Raw genomic sequence first — 16,477 nt, forward strand, 5'->3', positions numbered from 1 at the left:
GGTGTCGTCCGCAGGATGTGGCTGCGGTTGAGACGAGGATGACAAAGACAGCCGATCACGCGTATCGGGAGGATTCCCTATTTTTGGCAGAAAACTGGAAAAAGTCCTGAGACCAGCGGGTTAATCCATCACGATCCCATGTTCCAAGGCCAACAGGGCCAGGGCCGGGCGGGCCCGGATGCCGGTTTTGTTGTAGATGTTCTGAATGTGGTGATCTGCCGTCTTGGGTGAGATGTTGAGCGCCTCGGCCAGCTCAGCCGTGGTTTCAGACTTGGCAAGCCGCGCCAGCACCTGCACTTCGCGGCGGGTCATGCCAAAAGGGTAGGCGACGCGCAATTCGCGGTCGCGGTGCCCTGCGGCCTTCAGCACGGCGGTGACCGCCGTTGGCAAAAACTTCTTGTCGGCGGCGGCCTGCGTCAGCTGTTTGGCTGCTTCGCTTTCGGTCACCGCGGCGGTGTTCAGGCTGCCGCGGATCAACTCATCATAGGTATTTGCAACCGCCAGAATGTTGCAGGCCAGATCGCTGAGTGGCACGCGGCGGTGGTAGCCGCTGCCATCAGCGCGTTCGTGGGCGCAGGCGGCGATATGCGCATAGGGTTTGAACGGCGCGCCATGGGACAGGATGAATTCGGTCTGAAAGGAATGCCCTTCCATTTCCAGCTGTTCTGAGACGCTGAGCGGCGCGGATTTATACCAGATCCGGTTGGAAATGGCGCATTTGCCAATGTCATGAACCAATGCAGCCTGCCGCAGGGTGTCAATCTGCTCAGGCCCCATGCCCGCCACTTTCGCCGCTGCCGCGCTAAGGGCGGCGACCCGTCTGGAATGGCTGCGGAAATGGTTGGCCTTGTGGTCAGTCATGTCGGCGCCAACCTCGGCCAGGACCTCGCGGCATTTGTCCGTCATCAGGATGGGATCGCCGGGTTCAGCGGCGATGAAGGCTTCGAACTCGGGCGTCGCGCTGGCCACCTCAAAGATGGCGTCCGCATGGGTGAGGAAGGCCGCGCCCAACTCAGGATCCAACTCATGGCCCAGCTTGGCCGCGACCACCTCCTTGGCACGGTCAGCGTTTTCCAAGCGGCGCACGAGTTCCGCCAATTCTGTGATCCGCACCAATCGCGACAGGCGCGGCACTGCAAGGCCGCCTTGGGTCAGAACTTTGCCGTCCCAGCGGGCGTAGTAATAGGGGATGCAGTTCAGCACCTCCTGTGACACCGGCAGGCGCTTGGCCAGCAGGAAAGACTGCCGACAATGGGCGGCGGTGAAATCACCGGCCGCGTCCGGCAGAACATCGCAGATCATGTTGAAGGTCTGGTCCCGCTCTTCCTCAGGTGCGTCGAGGGCGATGAACCGGCCCAGATAGCGTTTCAGGTCTTCGCGGTCGGCCCAGTCCCCCAGCATGGTGGCCACGGCAAAGCCCTGATCGTCCAGCATGGCCATCATACCGGTTTCGTGGCTGGTGATGGTGCAGCCGATGAAGCGCACCGCCGCCAGAAAATAGGCGTCTTTCTGAAAACTCAGGTCTTCGCCGATGCGGCGGGCAAATTCTGCGGCAACAATAGCAGCTGTCAGGCCGGATCCCTTGGGGCGACCGGTTGCCATATCTGCGGCCATGGCCAAAACGCCAAGACCTTCGGTTAAATGTGCCATGTTGTCCCCCACCCATTCTGATCCATCGCGCAAGCGCTGCAATGCATGCATTATTTGGTCAATCGGAAGCCTGACATGTCAATAAAAAATTGAATTTGTTTGAGTGTTCTAAATTTTAGGGTGCTTTCCGATACTCAGCCTTGATCATGTCTGCGGCTTTTTCTGCGATCATGATGGTGGGGGCATTGGTGTTGCCGCCAATCAGCCGCGGCATGACCGAGGCATCGACAACCCGCAGCGCCTCAAGCCCATGCACACGCAGTTCTGGATCCACCACGGCCATGTCATCTACGCCCATTTTGCAGGTGCCCACGGGGTGGTAGATCGTATCGGCCCGTTCGCGAATTTTTCCGGCCCAGTCCGCATCGCTCATCCCGTCGGAGATACCGAACAGCTCTTTGCTTTCGTAGGCTTTCAGGGGCTCGGTCTTCATGATGTCGCGGGTCATCTTGGCGCCTTTGATCATCAGATCCAGGTCGCGTTGGTCGCTCAGATAGGCTGGATCAATGCGGGGCGGCGCCATCGGATCGGCTGAGGACAGGCCAACCGAACCGCGCGAATAGGGGCGCAGCGCACAGATGTGGCAGGAATAGCCATGCCCCAGATGCAGCTTGCGGGCATGGTCGTCGACAATCGAGATCACAAAATGCAGCTGAATGTCCGGCCGCTCCTCCGCAGGGGAGGTTTTCAGGAAGGCCGCGCCTTCGGCAAAGGGGGTGGCCACCATCGAATTGCCATCCTTACGCCAGCGCAGCATTTCCTTCAGTGCATGCCAGGAGGCACGCAGCCCGATGCCGACGTTGTTCGTATCCTTGGTTTTATAGGCCAGGGTGAAATCCAGATGGTCCTGCAGGTTCTGCCCGACACCCGGCAGCTCATGCACCATGTCGATCCCATGCGGCGTGATGTCTTCCGCGCGACCAATCCCAGACAGCTGCAGCAGCTGGGGGGAGTTAAAGGCCCCGCCGCTCAGCACCACTTCACGTTTGGCGCTGACCGTATGGCTCTGCCGTTTCTGGCGGTAGCTGACCCCGGTGGCGCGTTTGCCGTCAAACAGTATCCGTTCTGCATGCGCGCCGGTAATGACGGTGAGGTTGGGACGCTCCATCACCGGGTGCAGATAGGCCGCGGCGGCTGAGCAGCGTTCGCCGTTCTTGGCAGGATCGTGAAACTGGGTGACCTGATAGAGGCCGATGCCTTCATTGTCGCCGCGATTGAAATCCTCCACCACACGGTGCTGCAGTTGCGCACCCGCCTCGACAAAGGCGCGGGAGATCGGGCGCGGGGCTTTCTGGTCGCTGACCTGTAGCGGCCCATCGCCGCCGTGTACCTCATCGCCACCATGTTCGTTGTTTTCGGACTTCTGGAAATAGGGCAGCACATCCTGCCAGCCCCAGCCTGTGCAGCCCAGATCCGCCCATTCATCGTAGTCGCCCGCATGGCCCCGCACGTAGAGCATGGCGTTGATCGCTGATGATCCCCCCAGCGCCTTGCCGCGCGGCTGGTAGCCTTTGCGACCATTCAGGCCTTTCTGCGGGACGGTTTCAAAACACCAATTGTTCAGCCGCACATAGTTGGGCAGCATCGCAACAACCGCCATGGGCGCGCGCACAAAGATGCTTTTGCCGGCGCCACCGGCCTCCAGCAGACAAACGGAAACCTCTGGATCTTCGCTGAGGCGCGCGGCCAGGGTCGCCCCGCCGGATCCGCCGCCCACAATCACATAGTCAAATTCCATTGTCCCCTCCACCGCTTGCGTCTTTGCCACAGCTTCGATGAGAGCGGGCACATGTGTCCAGCATTTAGGCGGCGAATGTCGCAACGGAAGGTTGGCTGGTCGTTCGCTCTTGGCAGGGGGTGAAAAATTTGATCATATTCTGAAAAACGACTTGAGCCGCGCTGTCGAATCCGCGCATCAAGTTGCAAAGACAACCTGACGGGCCCTGCGCCCGCCCCTTTGGAGGATCGCCCATGACTGTGCAGCCAAACTCGATCGAGGCGCGGGACGCCGCTTATCAGCTGCATTCCTATTCCAACGCCCGCAAGATGGAGGCCGAAGGCTCCCTGATCTTGGAAGAGGGTGAGGGCATCTATGTCACTGACAATACCGGCAAACGTTATATCGAAGGCCTGTCTGGCTTGTGGTCGGTTGCCGTTGGGTTTGGTGAACAGCGCCTGATCGATGCCGCCAACGCGCAGATGCAGAAGCTGCCCTATTACCACACCTTCGCGCAGAAATCGCACACCCCTTCGGTCGAACTGGCTGAGAAGCTGATCGAGATGGCACCGGTGCCGATGTCCAAGGTGTTCTTCACCAACTCCGGCTCAGAAGCGAATGACACGGTGGTGAAACTGCTGTGGTATCGCGCCAATGCGATGGGCACTCCGGAGAAGAAGAAGATCATCAGCCGGATCAAAGGCTATCACGGTGTCACCGTGGCTTCGGCCAGCCTGACCGGACTGCCCTACAACCACATGTCCTTTGACCTGCCGCTGCCCGGCATCCTGCACACCGGTTGCCCGCATTACGGCGGCTTCGCACAGGACGGCGAAAGCGAGGAACAGTTCGTCGCCCGTCTGGCTCAGGAACTGGACGATATGATCCAGTCCGAAGGCCCCGACACCATCGCCGCCTTCATCGGTGAACCGGTGATGGGCGCAGGTGGCGTGATTGTTCCGCCTGAGGGCTACTGGGCCGCCATTCAGGCCGTGCTGAAGAAATACGATATCCTGCTGATCGCGGATGAGGTGATCTGTGGGTTTGGCCGTACCGGCAAGATGTTTGGCTGTGAAACCATGGGGATTGAGCCTGACATCATGGTGATGTCGAAACAGCTGTCGTCTTCCTACATGCCGATCTCAGCCGTGATGATGAACGATCAAGTCTATCAGCCGGTTGCGGACGAAAGCGATAAGATCGGCACCTTTGGTCACGGTTACACCGGGTCCGGCCATCCGGTTGGCGCGGCTGTGGCGCTGGAAAACATCAAGATCATCGAAGAGCGTGATCTGGTTGGCAATGCCGCCAAACTGTCGCCGCTGTTCATCGAGCGCCTGACGGCGTTGACCGGTAATCCGCTGGTCAAGGAGATGCGCGGCATTGGCCTGATCGGCGCGTTGGAGCTGAAGCAGCAGGGTGATGCGGTTGGCGTTGCAGGTGCGGCCATGTCGGCGGCCTGTATGGAGCGTGGTCTGATTGTGCGGAACCTTGGTGACACCGTGGCCCTGTGTCCGCCGCTGATCATCACCGAGACGCAGCTGAATGAGCTGTTTGACATCTACGCAGATGCGCTGGCCAGCCTGAGTTTCTGATGTGTGGCTAAGAAAAGGCGGGCCATCTGGTCCGGCTTTTTTCGTTAAACCTCGGGGCGCAGCCCCGATCGCGCCCGACCCCGCCCCCAGGGCGGGCGCGACTTTCCGACGTTGATGCTTGTTCGAATGGTATGAGGGCTATGGCTGTCACGCTTGAGGATGGCCGCCCTCGGTGTCGGGCGCGATCTTTGGTATTCCCTTAAGCTGAAACCAACGCCTGAACCAATTCCGGCAGCCGCGCAAAATCATCAAACAGTGCGTGATGCGGCAGCTCTGCGTGGGGCACTTTGCAATAGCCTTCAGTAAACAACAGGAAGGGCACCCCGGCCCGATGGGCGGTTTCCGCGTCTACATCGCTATCGCCAACATAGATCACCGGCCCATCCCCTAGCGCGTCAAACGTGGCGTGCAGCGGTGCCGGGTCAGGCTTGCGCTGGGGCAGGCTGTCGCCGCCCAAAACCACATCGAAATGTTTGGCCAGATCCAGATGGGCCAGCACGGCCTTGGCCGGGGCGAGTGGCTTGTTGGTGCAAACGCCCAGTCGATGACCCGCCCCGCGCAGGCTGTCCAGTGCCGCGACGACATTCGGATAGACCTCGGATTTGTCCGAGGAATGCATGTAGCGCTCCTCCAAGGTGGCCAGTAATGTCGCGTGTTCACTGGGCTCAATGCCGCGCGCCAGGCTCATCTTTTCGATCAACACGGCGGCCCCGTTGCCGATGAACCCGATGGTTTCCTGCAGGCTCAGCGGCTCCAGCCCGCGATCCGCCAGAAGGGAGTTGGCGACAAATTGGATTTCCGGCGCGCTGTTGATCAGCGTGCCGTCGAGGTCAAAAACGATACGGGCCATCTGGGTGTTCCTTGCAATGCACTTGCGCGCAGAGCACCCGATCTGGGGCGGAATGTCTAGGGGCCTGGATCAGGGCCTAGCCGGCGTTGACCCGTTTGCGATAGGCGCTGGGCGTCACGCCGACGTGGCGGCGGAACTGGCGTGAGAAATAGGCCGGATCCTCAAAGCCGAGGTCAAAACCGATTTGGCGCACGTCCAGGCGCGTATAGGCCAGCTGGCGGCAGGCCTCTTGAAAGGTGCGCGCCTCAATCGTGGCCGAGGCTGACTGCCCCGTCGCCGCGCGCAACACGCGGCTCAGGTGGGTGGGCGTCAGCGCCAGCGCGGCCGCGTAATCTGCCACCTGCCAACGGTCGCGCACATGGGACTGCAGCAGATGTTCGAAACCGGCAAGGATTTCTGCGGCGCGGGTGCCCGGCGCCTGGGCTTGCGGATCGGGCAGGGCGCGGGCGGCCTGGCACAGCATCTGCGCCGCCAGGGCCCGCAGCATCGTGGCACGGCCCTTATCAGGCTGGGCATGTTCCGCCGCCAGCGCAATTGCCGTCTGCCGCATCACACCGGTGCCGGGCACGATTCCCCAAGTGGCCAGAACACCGGCCAGATCGCTGGCAGGGGCAAACATGTCGGGCAGGGCGGCGGTTTGCACGGTGATCACCCAGCCGCGGGTGCCGGGGGTGAAGGTAAACCCATGCACCACGCCGCGCGGGATGGAGATAAGGCAGGGCAGCTCAGGGCGCTGGGCTTCGCCCTCAACCCGCAGGGTCACGCCGCCGGCCTCAATCAGGAACAGCTGGTGCAGATGCGGGTGCTGATGTGCAGCGATACTCCAATCCAGGGTGCCAGCCCGATCTTTGATGGCTTCGATATGCAGGGCGTCCGGCAAGAAACGCTCTTCGCCGTAAAGGGCATAGGCGGGAATTTCTGACATGGGCCGCTCCGAGATCTCGATGTTCGATTTCTACCATCTTCTGCCGTCTGGTGCCATTCCCGTTTTCGGCAGGGCTGGTAGGGTGGAGGCCAGCGAACAGGAGAAGAATATGCGCACGCAGGTCTGTATCATTGGGGCAGGGCCCTCAGGGTTGTTGCTGTCGCAACTGCTGCATCGCAAGGGCATCGACACCATCGTTCTGGAGCGCAAGACCAAAGCCTATGTGCTCAGCCGGATCCGCGCCGGGGTGCTGGAACGTGGGTTTGTTGACCTCATGCGCGAAGCGGGTGTCGGCGCGCGGATGGATGCCGAAGGTTTCACCCATGACGGTACACTGATCGCTTATGACAATCACCAATTCCGCGTCGACTTTGCCGCCCGTGCCGGGGCCTCGGTCATGGTCTACGGCCAGACGGAACTGACCCGTGACCTCTATGAGGCGCGCGAAGCGATGGACGGGCAGATCCTCTACAATGTCGAAGACGTGCAGATCGAAGACGTCACCACGCAGAGCCCACATGTGACGTTTACCATGGACGGTAAGGGGCATCGGATCGATTGCGACTACGTGGTGGGCTGTGATGGCTTTCACGGTGTGTCGCGCAAAACGATCCCCGAAGAAAAGCGTCGTGAGTATGAAAAGATCTACCCCTTCGGTTGGCTGGGCATCCTGTCAGAAACCCCACCGGTGCATCATGAGTTGATTTATGCAAATTCGGACCGTGGGTTTGCCCTGTGTTCGATGCGCAATGACAACCTCAGCCGGTACTACGTGCAATGTCCACTGGATCACCGGCCCGAAGATTGGTCTGACGCGGCCTTCTGGGAGGAGTTGAAACGCCGTATTCCAGATGCTGCGGCGGAGCAGTTGATCACCGGGCCTTCGATTGAGAAATCCATCGCACCGCTGCGGTCTTTTGTGACCGAGCCGATGCGCTGGGGGCAGCTGTTCCTATGTGGCGATGCGGCGCATATCGTGCCACCCACAGGGGCCAAGGGCCTCAATACGGCGGCGTCCGATATCTACTATCTTTACCACGGAATGATGCAGCATTACCTGCACGGCGAAGACGAGGGGTTGGAGCGCTATTCAGAAAAAGCGCTGGCCCGTGTCTGGAAGGCTGAACGCTTCAGCTGGTGGATGTCGAACCTGTTGCATCGCTATCCCGATCAGGGGGCGTTTGACCGTAAGATGCAATTGGCGGATCTGGCCTATCTGGAACAGAGTGAGGCGGCACAGATCTCGATGGCGGAAAACTACGTGGGCCTGCCGTACTGAGGCCTTAGCCCAACAGGCTGGCCATGCGACGCAGTGCCAGTTGATACCCCTCCACTCCGAAACCGGCAATCACCCCGTCTGCGCGGGCTGAGATGTAGGAGTGGTGGCGAAACGCTTCACGTTTGTGGATGTTGGAGATATGCACCTCCAGCACCGGGCCATCAAACATGTTCAGCGCATCGAGGATGGCCACCGAGGTATGCGAATAGGCCGCCGGGTTGATGATGATCCCGGCCGAGGTTTCGCGGGCCTCCTGGATCATCTCCACCAGCGCACCTTCGTGGTTGGATTGCTGGAACTGAACGTCCAGCCCCAGTTCAGCTGCCAGCGCGGCGCAATCCCGTTCCACATCTGCCAGCGTGTCGCCGCCGTAAACCTCAGGCTGGCGGGTGCCCAGCAGGTTCAGGTTAGGGCCATTCAGGATCAGGATCGGTTTCGACATCGCGGTTTGCCTCAGTTGCGGTAGTGACGTTGTGTCAAAGCGCCCGGCCCATTGCAAGGTCGTGGCGGGCAGGTCACTCTCAACCTGCGGCAAGAGGGGGACACCATGCAGGCAGAGCAAACAGGGTTTCAGGGACAGGTTGCGGTGGTCACTGGCGGTGCCGCAGGCATTGGCGCTGCCTTGGCGCGGGAACTTGCTGAACGCGGGGCCACTGTGGTTGTCGCAGATCTGGACGGCGAGGGGGCGCAGGCGCTGGCGCAACAGATCGGTGGCCGGGGCGTGGCACTGGACGTACGTGACGGGGCCGCGCTGACAGCCCTGATCGAAGATGTGGAGGGGCGCGAAGGTCCGATTGATCTGTTCTGCTCTAACGCGGGGATTGCGACGGGTTTTGACCCGGAATTTGAAAATGCAGGTGGCGCGTCTGATGCAGTCTGGCAGCAAGCGTGGGAGGTCAATGTGGTGGCCCATGTGCGGGCGGCGCGGGTGTTGATCCCGCGGATGAAGGCGCGCGGGCAGGGGCATTTCCTGCACACGATCTCGGCCGCAGGATTGCTGAGCCAGGTGGGCAGTGCGGTCTATTCCACCACCAAACACGCGGCCGTTGGGTTTGCCGAAAATCTGGCGATCACCCACCGCGATGATGGGATAAAGGTCTCCATCCTTTGCCCGCAGGGTGTGGATACCGCGATGCTGGCGGGGATTTCGCAGGGGCCGCAATCCAAAGACGGGGTGCTGAGCGCTGAATACGTGGCGCAGTTCACCCTTGATGCGGTGGCAGAGGGGCGGTTCCTGATCCTGCCGCATGAGCAGGTGCTGGGTTATATGCAGAACAAAGCGCAGGACTATGAGCGCTGGCTGGGCGGCATGGCGGGGCTGCAGCGCTACATGAAACGCGAGGGCTGGGAGGGTTAATCCACGCCCTCTGCGTGGTCGGAACTTGCCTCCGCGCCCACATCAGCCCCTACATCCGCACGGGCGACAGAAACGGTTTTGATCACCGCATAGCAGGGTAGACCGGGTGCCAGACCCAATGCGTCGACCGACCGTTTGGTCACCCGGGCCAGAATGTGATCCCCGCCCGCTTTCAGCCGGACAAAGGCACCCGGGCCACGGCCGGGGCGAATCTCGCTGACCTCACACTCCAATATGTTCAGCGCTGAGATGCCGACCGGGCGGTCGCGGGACAGCATCACATCCTTAGCGCTGATCCGGACACGCAGCTGCTCGCCAAGGGCATTTGGGACCTTCGGCAGGAACAGCTTGCCGCCGCCCGCCGCCAGTTCACTCAGCCCGTCCATGTGATGCGCGACCACCCGGCCGGTCAGCAGGGCGCCAGTGTCCCGCAACCCGATGGCATGGGCCAGACTGGGATCGGCCAGAATATCCCCTGTTGGCCCGGCCTTGCACAGCTGGCCACGTTCCATCACGGCAACCGTGGTGGCCAGCCGGGCAATTTCGCTGATCGCATGGCTGACATAGAGGATGGGCACCTGCGTTTCGTCGCGCAGACGCTCCAGATAGGGCAGGATTTCGGCCTTGCGGGGACCGTCCAGCGCGGCCAGCGGTTCGTCCATCAGCAACAGGCGCGGTTCACTCAACAGGGCGCGGCCGATGGCGACGCGTTGTTTTTCACCGCCTGACAGATCCCCGGGCCGCCGGTTTAACAGATCACCAAGGCCAAGCATTTCGACCAGATGATCCTCCGCCGCTGAGGGGCCACGCAGCCCGGCGAACCAGCGGCCGTATCGCAGGTTTTGTTGCACAGACAGATGCGGGAACAGCCGCCCCTCCTGAAAAACATATCCGATGCGGCGTTTGTGGGGTGGCAGTCGCAGGCCTGCTGAGGTGTCCAACAGGGCCGTGCCCGCAACGCTGATCCGGCCACGATCCGGCTGCAGCAGCCCGGCAACCGCATTGACCACTGTTGTTTTGCCGGACCCTGAGGCGCCGAATAGGGCGGTCACACCAGCAGGGGCGTCAAAATCGACATCAAGTGTCAGTTCAGGAAATTGGTGATGCAGGTTGATCGAAATGCTCATCTGCCAGACACCCGTTTTGCGGCGCGGCGCGCCAGCGTCTCTGACAGCAACAGTGCGGTCATTGCGATGACCACCGAAATGATGACCAACCTCAGGGCCGAGGCCTCACCGCCCGGCACCTGCAAGAAGGCATAGATGGCTGAGGGCAGGGTCTGTGTTTCGCCGGGAATGTTGGACACAAAGGTGATTGTTGCACCAAACTCGCCCATCGCCTTGGCAAAGCCCAAAAGCGTTCCGGCAATCACACCGGGCAGGATCAGCGGCAGAGTCACGGTGACAAAGACCCAAGCGCGGGAGGCCCCAAGCGTGCTGGCAGCCTCTTCCAGTTTTGGGTCCACCGCTTCAATCGCCAACCGGATGGCGCGCACCATCAGCGGGAAGCCCATGATCCCTGCCGCCAGTGCAGCCCCCGTCCAGCGAAAGGCGAAGATCAGGCCAAAGGTGTCCTCCAGCCAGGCCCCCAGAGGGGCACGACGCCCGAAGGTCAACAGCAGCAGGTAACCGGTCACCACCGGTGGCAGGATCAGCGGCAGATGCACCAGCCCGTTCAGCAGCTGTTTGCCCCAGAATTCACGCCGGGCCAGCCACCAGGCCACGGCAATCGCCAGCGGCATCGCCAGCAGGGTGGCCCAGAACGCCACACGCAGCGACAGTGCAACGGCGGTCCATTCTTCGGGGCTGAGAAACTGCATCACGGGCTCGGCCTATTCGCTTGGGATGGTGAAACCGTGGCGCAGGAAAACCTCTTTGGCAATGGGGCTTTGCAGATGCTCCAGCAGTTCCGCTGCGGCTTCTGATCGGCTGTCCGTTGTCAGGGCGGCCGGGTAGAGGATCGCCGGGTGGCTGTCGCTGGGAAACTGTGCCAGTTGCTGCACACGCGGCTCCGCTAAAACATCGGAGTGATAGACAACGCCCAACGGGGCCTCCCCCAATGCGACCAGCGCAAGGGCAGCGCGCACATTGTCCGTCTGCGCCACCTGCGGGGCAATTTCTTGCCAAAGGCCAAGGGTTTCCAATGCGGCCTTGCCGTAGATGCCAGCAGGCACAGCGTTGATCAGCGCCATGGCCATCCGACCGTCGCCAAGCCGTTCGATGATGCCCGGGCCAAGGTCCAGCGGCGCAGCGCCCGCCGGGCTGATCAGCGCCAGCGCGTTGCCAAGCAGATCGACGCGGCTGTTCTGCCGTAGCAGGCTCTGCCCCTCCAGATGATCCATCCAAGCCTCATTGGCCAGAATGATCAGATCGGCAGGCGCACCGGCCTCAACCTGACGGGCCAAGGCTGAGGACCCTGCAAAGGAATAGCGCAGACGATGGCCGGTGTTTTCGGCCCAGGTGCTACCGACCTCTTCCAATGCGTTGCGCAGGCTGGCGGCGGCAAAAACCGTGATCTGCTCCGCCGATAGGGGGGCGGCGACCAGGCTGAACATCAGCGCAAGACAGAGGCGGTATCGACGAAACATGGGCGCAGTTTCTTGCGATATCAGGGGATTGGCAAGCCCGCGTCTGGCAGGGGGGCAACACCCCGATCACAAGCGGAGGGCAATGGGGCTCAAGCGATCAGCTGTGGGCCGCCGGGCCGCAGAACAGCCGGTAGAGCAGGGCGATCACCTCGCTGGTGTTCTCATCCGCCAGGGAATAGTAGATCGTCTTGCCTTCGCGCCGGGTAGAAACCAGACCCTCTTCGCGCAGCCGTGCCAGCATCTGGCTGACCGCGGCCTGCCGGATTTCCAAGAGGTTTTCCAGCTCCCCCACAGATTTTTCGCCTGCACCCAGATGGCACAGGATCATCAACCGCCCTTCATGGGCAAGTGTCTTGAGGTAGGCTGCAGCTGCCTGCGCATTGCCGGCCATTTCGGCGGCTGCGGGCGCAGGGGGCGGGGCAGAGGGGGTCTGGTAGGGCATCGGCGTGGGGTCCGGTTTCGATCTTAGATATATTAGTATATGCGAATGCATAATGCGATAGCGTTATCGCATTCCTTAAAATGTGGAGTTTGCAAGGCTTTGCAAGCATTACGATGCGCTAAGGTGTAATTAATACGCATCTTTACAGGCACATGGGTGTTTCGGCCTCAGTCCTGCGTGGTTGTGGTCTCTGAGGTCATCATGATGAGATTGCGCCGTGCCGCACCGCTGAGTGTGTCGGCAATCGCCTCATTGATCTGGGGGAAGTCCCAGCGCCCCGAAATCAGCTCATCCAGTTTCAAACGGCCCTGTTTATAAAGGTCGACCAGCCAGGGAATATCGCGGTTGAGCACAACGTCCCCCATCTTTGATCCAATCAGGGACTGGCCGGCATAGGCCATTTGCAGCGGCGGATAGCTGGCCGTTTCACCGGCGTGTGGCATCCCGACCATCACCACCTTACCGCCATTGGCAAGGTAACGCGGCGCCTGATCGTAGACCGCGGCACTGCCAACGGTGACCAGTACCGCATCCGCGCCACGGCCCAGAATGCGCTGCACGTGTTTCCAAGGTTTCATATGGGTGGCCAGCACGCCATCAGTGGCCCCAAAGGCCAATGCGGTTTCCAGTTTGTCTTCGGACATATCGATGGCGATGATCCGACGTGCGCCGGCGATACGGGCGCCCTGGATCGCGTTCAGCCCAACGCCGCCGGCCCCAATGACGACGACATCCTGACCGGCGCGCAAATTGGCCGCATGAACGGCAGCCCCCACGCCGGTGATGACGCCACAGGCCAGAAGGGCCGCGATATCTTTTGGCAGGTCGGCGGGGACTTTGGCGATCTGGCTATGATCAACCACCACCCGTTCGGCAAAGGCGGCGGTGTCCATCGCCTGATAGATCGGCGTGCCGTCAGCCATGTGCAGCGGGCTGTTGGCTGCATCCACCGGGGTTTCGCAGATCGTCGGCTGGCCGGTGGCGCAACAGGGGCAATGGCCGCAGGCGCGGATCAGGGTGACGACCACGTCATCACCCACCTCAAAACCCTGCACCGCAAGACCTACTGAGGCGATGCGGCCCGCGGCCTCATGACCAAAAACAGCTGGCAGGCTGCCGCCGAACCCACCCTGCCAGAATGAGATATCGGAATGGCAGACCGCCACCGCGTCGATGATCACCTCAACCTCACCAGCCAGTGGCGCGCGTAGGCCGACGGTTTCAATCGTGAGCGGCGCACCGTGTTCGTGGCAAAGGGCAGCTTGAATTTGGCGCATCGGCAATCCTTGTGGTTTGGCTTTATTTGGCGCCTTTCGGCACGTCCTGCGTGGCTACGGATTTCGGGGATGACTTCAGGAAGATGATTGCGGCGATGCTCATGAACACCCCGGACAACAGGAAGGGCGCACCTGGCAGGTAGATCGCCCCGCCGTCGGCCGTGGCCCAGGCAAAGATCTGGGTCAGCACCAAGGGCCCGATGATCATCCCGATGGAGGTGATCGAGGACAAGACGCCCTGCAACTCCCCCTGACTGTCATCCGGCACGGTCTGAGAAACAATGCCCTGCAGGGCAGGCAGGCCTACGTTGCCGATGGCGATGAACGGGGTCAGGATCAGGGTGATCAGCCCCGAGCTGATAAAACCAAGCAGCCCAAAGGTGGCCACCTCAATCAACAGGCCAAACATCACCGCGCCGCGCTGTCCAAGGCGCGCGATCACCGGCCCGACCAGAACCCCCTGAACAAAGGCCGCTCCGATCCCATAGAGCATCAATGAGACGCCGATCATCCCGGGCGTCCAATTGAAACGCTCAGTGGCGAAATAGGCCCAGACCGCCGGGTAAACCACGGTTGCGATCTGATAGAGGAAGAAAACAGCCGTCAGCGGGCGGATTGCTGGCAGTTGCGACAGGGTGGCAAAGGCAGACAGCGGGTTCACCCCCTTCAGGCGGAAGGCCCGGCGGGTCTTGTCGGTCACGGTCTCAGGCAGCACCATCCAGCCGAATATCGCATTGGTAAAGGCCAGTGCCGCCGCCATGTAGAACGGCGCGCGGGTGCCGAACTCAGCCATCAGCCCCCCTAGGCCCGGCCCCAGCACAAAGCCCAGGCCAAAGGCCGCGCCGATGAAGCCAAAGCGCTTGGCCTTTTCCTCGCCGCTGGAGATATCCGCCATATAGGCAAAGGCTGTTGAATGCGTGGCGGCGGTGATGCCACCGATGATCCGGCCCGCCAGCAGCAGCCAAACTGTGCCGGCCAGCGCCACAACGATATAGTCTGCCGCCATCACCAGAAGGGACACCAGCAGCACCGGTCGGCGGCCAAAGGCATCCGACAGACGCCCGATCATCGGAGCAAAGAGAAACTGCATTACAGCGAAAGAGGATGACAGGATACCGCCCCAGATCGCGGCTTGTCCCAGTCCGCCAGCGGAAACTTCACGGATCAGATCAGGCATCACCGGCATGATCAGACCGATGCCCATGGCATCGATCATCACTGTGATCAGGATGAACAGGATCGGCAGACGATGTGAGGTCTCAGAGGGGGGACGCGCGGACATGGACCTGCCTAATGACTGAGTGAAATGGTGACTGCGACCATAGGTGAGAACGGGAAAATTGCAACGCCGCTCACCACTCTAGGGCGCGTTTGGTGGAATTTGGCTGACGCGGATTTTGTGGGCCTGTCAGACGCTTAAACTGGGTTGGGTTCTGGCGCGGGGGAAGCGCCAGAAAACGCCCATTAGGTAGCGCCTAATTCGCAGTGCTCGCCGCAGCAAAGGCGCGGGCTTCTGCCGGGGCCTGACCCAATTGTTGTGCAGGATCAAAGATATCCGCAATCTCCAGATCCGGGTAGGCTGCTGCGGTCGCCTCGGCCAGATGCGTCTGGTCGAGGGATTGGCACAGGGCCTTTACCGCGGCCTGAGCCTCGGGGCGGGGCATGGTTTCGGCCAATCGGAAAGAGAGTGCTTCGGCATGGATCAGCCCTTGGCCCGCCGCCAGCGCGGCCGCCATAGCCTGCGGGTTTGGCTGCAGACCTGCGGCCAGCGCTTTGCCGTGTTCCAGCTGCGAGGCTAGCGCCAGACAGTATTGCGGCAGGGTAAGCCATTCGGTGAACCAGGCGGCACCGTCGCGCTCCTGCCGGTGCAGCCCTGCGCCTTGCAAAATCGCGTTGAGGCCGATGGCCTGCCGCGCCAGCGCAACCATGGCTGAGGGGGCAACGGGGTTTTGTTTCTGCGGCATGGTGGAGGAGGCACCAGATGCCCCCAGCGTGACCTCACCAATCCCGGTCTGGGTCAACAGGATCAGATCCTCCCCCCATTTGCCGAGGGCCGCCGCCAGTCGGGCCATCCAGCCACAAAGGGCCAGCACACCGCTGCGATCTGCGTGCCAGCTGCGGCCGGGATCTTGTAGGTTCAGTGCCTTGGCCAGTTCGGCGCGCACCTCAGGTGCGTTCGGGCCCAGGGCGCCGGCGGTTCCCGCGGCGCCGGACAGTGACACAAACAGCACCTGGTTGCGCAGGTCAGGCAGTTCATTGCGCAGTGTCAGCAGCGGCTGCCCCCAAGCGGCCACCACAGCGCCAAAGCTGTTGGGCGTGGCGTGCTGGCCATAGGTTCGCGCGGCCATCGGCAGATCTGCGTGGGTTTCGGACAGCCGGCCCAGATCGATCAAAATAGCGCTTAGCGCTTTGTCCATATGGCTGATGAACTGGCGCAGGCGCAGCATCTGCGCGGTTTCCGAGATGTCCTGCGAGGTGGCGCCGAAATGCACATATTGTGCGTGTTCCGGGGCCTCCATCAGTTTGCGGAAGGCGGCGACCAGACCGGGCACCGGCACGCCGTTCTGACCTGTCGCAGCTGCCAGACCACCGGGATCGACCTGCAGTTCCATCGCGGAGCGGTGGATAAAGGCGGCGCTTTCTTCGGGGATGATCCCCATCTGTCCCTGCACCTTGGCCAGGGCCCCTTCGACCAGCAACATTGCGCGCACCTCAGCGGTGTCGGTGAACAGCTTTCCCACCTCACCCACAGGGAACAGACGATTGTAGAGCTCAGAACCAAAGACAGAGGCGGCCAT

At 61.5% G+C, this 16,477-nt stretch carries 15 protein-coding genes; 3 read left to right on the forward strand and 12 right to left on the reverse strand.

The features are described 5' to 3' along the window. Positions 1-120: 120 nt before the first annotated feature. Positions 121-1,650: an HD domain-containing phosphohydrolase gene (locus tag ACORLH_RS03415; RefSeq protein ID WP_321831201.1), complete on the reverse strand. Its 1,530-nt coding sequence runs from the start codon at positions 1,648-1,650 to the stop codon at positions 121-123. Between the two features lie 115 nt (positions 1,651-1,765). After that, entirely contained in the window at positions 1,766-3,388 is a 1,623-nt protein-coding gene (locus ACORLH_RS03420; RefSeq protein WP_321831202.1) for a choline dehydrogenase, read from the reverse strand. A gap of 233 nt (positions 3,389-3,621) precedes the next feature. Here ACORLH_RS03420 and ACORLH_RS03425 point away from each other — a divergent pair, with 233 nt between their 5' ends. Next, positions 3,622-4,962, forward strand: coding sequence for an aspartate aminotransferase family protein (locus ACORLH_RS03425; RefSeq protein WP_321831204.1), 1,341 nt, complete (start codon positions 3,622-3,624; stop codon positions 4,960-4,962). A gap of 199 nt (positions 4,963-5,161) precedes the next feature. Here ACORLH_RS03425 and gph read toward each other — a convergent pair whose 3' ends face one another. After that, a complete protein-coding gene (gph, locus tag ACORLH_RS03430; RefSeq protein ID WP_321831205.1) occupies positions 5,162-5,812 on the reverse strand; it encodes a phosphoglycolate phosphatase in 651 nt (216 codons plus the stop codon). A 76-nt stretch (positions 5,813-5,888) separates the two neighbouring features. After that, complete coding sequence (locus ACORLH_RS03435; RefSeq protein WP_321831207.1) at positions 5,889-6,737, reverse strand: helix-turn-helix domain-containing protein; 849 nt, start codon at positions 6,735-6,737, stop codon at positions 5,889-5,891. 109 nt (positions 6,738-6,846) lie between these two features. Here ACORLH_RS03435 and pobA point away from each other — a divergent pair, with 109 nt between their 5' ends. After that, the gene (gene pobA, locus ACORLH_RS03440) at positions 6,847-8,016 is read left to right on the forward strand and encodes a 4-hydroxybenzoate 3-monooxygenase (RefSeq protein ID WP_321832764.1); all 1,170 of its coding nucleotides are present in this window, start codon (positions 6,847-6,849) and stop codon (positions 8,014-8,016) included. A 4-nt stretch (positions 8,017-8,020) separates the two neighbouring features. Here the strand turns inward: pobA and aroQ are convergent, their stop codons facing one another. Beyond that, positions 8,021-8,458 (reverse strand): type II 3-dehydroquinate dehydratase, encoded by a 438-nt coding sequence (aroQ, locus tag ACORLH_RS03445; protein ID WP_321831208.1) that lies wholly within the window; start codon positions 8,456-8,458, stop codon positions 8,021-8,023. A gap of 105 nt (positions 8,459-8,563) precedes the next feature. Here aroQ and ACORLH_RS03450 point away from each other — a divergent pair, with 105 nt between their 5' ends. Further along, on the forward strand, positions 8,564-9,373 hold the full coding sequence (locus tag ACORLH_RS03450) for an SDR family oxidoreductase (protein WP_321831209.1): 810 nt from the start codon (positions 8,564-8,566) through the stop codon (positions 9,371-9,373). Here ACORLH_RS03450 and modC read toward each other — a convergent pair. The 7 genes from modC to ACORLH_RS03485 all read right to left on the reverse strand — a co-directional run bounded on the left by modC (position 9,370) and on the right by ACORLH_RS03485 (position 16,477). Next, positions 9,370-10,500, reverse strand: a complete 1,131-nt coding sequence (gene modC / locus ACORLH_RS03455; RefSeq protein ID WP_321831210.1) for a molybdenum ABC transporter ATP-binding protein — start codon at positions 10,498-10,500, stop codon at positions 9,370-9,372. The two genes, ACORLH_RS03450 and modC, sit on opposite strands and share 4 nt — an antisense overlap. Then, positions 10,497-11,192 carry a molybdate ABC transporter permease subunit gene (gene modB, locus ACORLH_RS03460; RefSeq protein WP_321831211.1) on the reverse strand — a complete coding sequence of 232 codons (696 nt, stop codon included), beginning with the start codon at positions 11,190-11,192 and terminating at the stop codon, positions 10,497-10,499. Before modB ends, modC begins: the two co-directional genes overlap by 4 nt. Before the next feature lie 12 nt (positions 11,193-11,204). After that, positions 11,205-11,960: a molybdate ABC transporter substrate-binding protein gene (modA, locus tag ACORLH_RS03465; RefSeq protein ID WP_321831213.1), complete on the reverse strand. Its 756-nt coding sequence runs from the start codon at positions 11,958-11,960 to the stop codon at positions 11,205-11,207. A gap of 97 nt (positions 11,961-12,057) precedes the next feature. Continuing rightward, entirely contained in the window at positions 12,058-12,402 is a 345-nt protein-coding gene (locus ACORLH_RS03470; protein ID WP_420719796.1) for an ArsR/SmtB family transcription factor, read from the reverse strand. A 167-nt stretch (positions 12,403-12,569) separates the two neighbouring features. Further along, a complete protein-coding gene (locus ACORLH_RS03475; protein ID WP_321831214.1) occupies positions 12,570-13,679 on the reverse strand; it encodes a zinc-binding dehydrogenase in 1,110 nt (369 codons plus the stop codon). 22 nt (positions 13,680-13,701) lie between these two features. After that, on the reverse strand, positions 13,702-14,961 hold the full coding sequence (locus ACORLH_RS03480; protein WP_321831215.1) for a TCR/Tet family MFS transporter: 1,260 nt from the start codon (positions 14,959-14,961) through the stop codon (positions 13,702-13,704). Between the two features lie 193 nt (positions 14,962-15,154). Next, the gene (locus ACORLH_RS03485; RefSeq protein WP_321831216.1) at positions 15,155-16,477 is read right to left on the reverse strand and encodes a lyase family protein; all 1,323 of its coding nucleotides are present in this window, start codon (positions 16,475-16,477) and stop codon (positions 15,155-15,157) included.

This window comes from Thalassovita sp., assembly GCF_963691685.1.
Taxonomy (GTDB): domain Bacteria; phylum Pseudomonadota; class Alphaproteobacteria; order Rhodobacterales; family Rhodobacteraceae; genus Thalassobius.